3 protein-coding genes and 1 pseudogene are annotated in these 2,581 nt (G+C 64.0%); all 4 read left to right on the top strand.

All coding sequences use genetic code 11. The annotated features are described in order from the left end of the window. Positions 1–284: 284 nt before the first annotated feature. Positions 285–692 carry a hypothetical protein gene (locus PU704_RS19860; protein WP_277552870.1) on the top strand — a complete coding sequence of 136 codons (408 nt, stop codon included), beginning with the start codon at positions 285–287 and terminating at the stop codon, positions 690–692. A 33-nt stretch (positions 693–725) separates the two neighbouring features. Then, on the top strand, positions 726–1,592 hold the full coding sequence (locus PU704_RS19865) for an alpha/beta fold hydrolase (RefSeq protein WP_277552872.1): 867 nt from the start codon (positions 726–728) through the stop codon (positions 1,590–1,592). 235 nt (positions 1,593–1,827) lie between these two features. Beyond that, positions 1,828–2,253 carry a LexA family protein gene (locus PU704_RS19870; RefSeq protein ID WP_277552874.1) on the top strand — a complete coding sequence of 142 codons (426 nt, stop codon included), beginning with the start codon at positions 1,828–1,830 and terminating at the stop codon, positions 2,251–2,253. An 18-nt stretch (positions 2,254–2,271) separates the two neighbouring features. After that, a pseudogene (locus PU704_RS19875) lies at positions 2,272–2,472 on the top strand (Y-family DNA polymerase); the annotation flags it as partial. Positions 2,473–2,581 lie beyond the last annotated feature (109 nt).

Below are 2,581 nucleotides of genomic sequence, written 5' to 3' on the forward strand. Positions count from 1 at the left end.
CAGCCTCGGCAACGTCCCGCCTGCCGAGTTCGAGGCCGCCCACTACGATCAGATCACTGCGCCCCAGCCGGCGGCGCAGCCCGTATGAAGACGGCAGAGAAGCCGAGACGGTTCAACTCAAATGGTGGGAGCATCCCTCCACGGTAGAGAGCGGACCGGCCGGAGCCAATAGGTATGGCCTATTGCGCGATAGCAGACCGGTCATGGTCATGTGACCGAGGCCACGGTGCAATGGGGGTGGCGATCGCCACGGCAACCCCGAAAGCACCGGGAAGGACCACGACATGACTGCCACCACCGAAACCACCTCCGCCCAGCAATGGGCAGAGGCCTTTCGCACCGCCAATGACCAGGACCCGGAGATCCAGGCGCACGGGAAGTACTTCACGTGTTCCTATGCGCTGGATATGGACGACCACACCATCGTGGTGCGGATGAACGCCGGGCGCGTCGCTGAGATCAGCATCGATCCTGGTCCTCTGGGCGCCCCGTACCAGTTCGCTATCCGTGCCAGTGCCGCCACCTGGCGGGAGTTCGGCACCGAGATGCCGGCGCCGATGTTCCACGGCATCTGGTCGGCGTCCTTCCAGCGCGACATGCGCCTGGAAGGCGATGTCCTGGTGCTGATGCAGAACCTGCGCTGCCTCACCCGCCAGATCGAACTGCTGCGCACCGTCGGCGTCCCCGTCTGACTCCTCTGCACCGCCTGAACTAGGAGAACTCTCATGGCTCGCATCTCACCTGTCACCGGCCACTACATCACCATCGACGTCGACGGATTGGAGTACAAGGTCTTCTACCTCGAGAACGGCACCGGCCAGCCGCTGATCTGTCAGCACACCGCTGGCTGCCACAACCACCAGTGGAGGGATCTGCTCGAAGACGAGGAGATCACCGCCAACTACCGGGTCATCGCCTACGACCTGCCCCGGCACGGCAAGTCCGACCCGCCGGAGAACACCGAATGGTGGACCGAAGAGTACAAACTCACCGCCGATCACTACGCCAACTTCATCCTGGCCCTGTGCGATGCCCTGGAGCTGGAGAACCCGATCTTCATGGGCTCCTCCTTCGGCGGCAACATCGCCCTGCAGTTGGCCTACCGACGCCCGGACCGCTTCGATGCGGTCATCCCGGTCGAAGGGGCAGACTACTCCCCGGGCTTCTACCTGGACTGGTGGCAGCACCCGCACGCCAACGCCGCCCAAGTCTGCGCCAGCGGAACCTGGGACCTGATGGCCCCGCAGTCCCCGGACGCCGACCGGTGGAAGACCTGGTTCTACTACACCCAGGGCTCCGAGGCCTTCAAGGGGGATCTGCACTTCTACTCCGTTGACCACGATCTGCGCGGCAAGCTCGAAGACATCGACACCGACCAGTGCGCGGTGGTCATGCTCACCGGCGAGTACGACTACCTCACCACCCCCGAGGACGGGGCGCGCACGGCCTCGCAGATCCGCAATGCGGAGTTCTTCGAGATGAAAGAGATCGGCCACTTCCCGATGAGCGAGAACTACCCGGTGTTCGCCGGCTACCTCAAGCAGGCCCTGGAAGCGATCAAGGCCAAGAAGGGGTCCTCCGTCAGCTCCTGATCCTGGCCCTGCCGCGGCCACCGATAGACGAATTCACGCCTCACCTGTCGGAGCACCAACACCCACCAGGGGTAAACCACCCCAAGGACCCGTCCCGCCCCCCACGCGGACGGGTCCTTGGCATGTCCGGGCCACCCGCCAGAATCCGGAGCATCAACAAGGGTCAATCGTAGCTATATACGTCTAGATCACGATGTGGTGTCCTGATATCGAATATGTGTTCTAGTCTAGCGGCATGAGACCCCCCATACCCCTGACCATTGACGACCCGGTGCTGGTGAACGCGGTCCTGGTCCGGGTCCCGGCCGGGTTCCCCTCCCCGGCCCAGGACAGCTTCGACGACGGGCGGATCGACCTCAACGAAGTGTTGATCCGCGATGTCACCTCCACCTACCTCTTCCGCGTCACCGGGGACTCCATGGAAGGCATCGGGATCTATCACGGGGATGAAGTGCTCGTGGACCGCTCCCTGACCCCACGGCACGGCAGCGTGGTGATCGCGGTGCTCGATGGGGACTTCACCATCAAGACCCTGCACACCTACCCGGATCGGGTGGTGCTGCACCCGGAGAACCCGGCCTACCCGGATGTGGAAGTGCCCTCGTTGAGCGAGCTGGTGGTCTGGGGTGTGGTGGTCTACGGCATCCGCCACGTCCACTGACCAACAGGAAAGTGGTGTGTGGTGATCGCTCTGGTGGACGTGAACAACTTCTACGCCTCCTGCGAGGTGCTCTTCGAGCCCTCCTTGGCGGGCAAGCCGCTGGTGGTGCTCTCCAACAACGACGGGTGCGTGGTTGCCCGCTCCCCCGAGGCCAAGGCACTGGGCATCCGGATGGGTGACCCCTGGTTCCAGCTGCGCGCCGACGCCGCCCGTTATTGGTAGCTCGCGTTATCGAGCGCGGCGCTATGAACCGTCTCGGCTTCTCTGCCGTCTTCATACGGGCTGCGCCGCCGGCTGGGGCGCAGTGATCTGATCGTAGTGGGCGGCC

Origin of the sequence: Kocuria oceani, from assembly GCF_029524215.1 — a bacterium.
Classification (GTDB): domain Bacteria; phylum Actinomycetota; class Actinomycetes; order Actinomycetales; family Micrococcaceae; genus Kocuria; species Kocuria oceani.

Bases quoted from the DNA above. Each gene is read 5' to 3' on its own strand.
- PU704_RS19860 (WP_277552870.1), top strand. From the start codon at position 285: ATGACTGCCACCACCGAAACCACCTCCGCCCAGCAATGGGCAGAGGCC.
- PU704_RS19865 (WP_277552872.1), top strand. From the start codon at position 726: ATGGCTCGCATCTCACCTGTCACCGGCCACTACATCACCATCGACGTC.
- PU704_RS19870 (WP_277552874.1), top strand. From the start codon at position 1,828: ATGAGACCCCCCATACCCCTGACCATTGACGACCCGGTGCTGGTGAAC.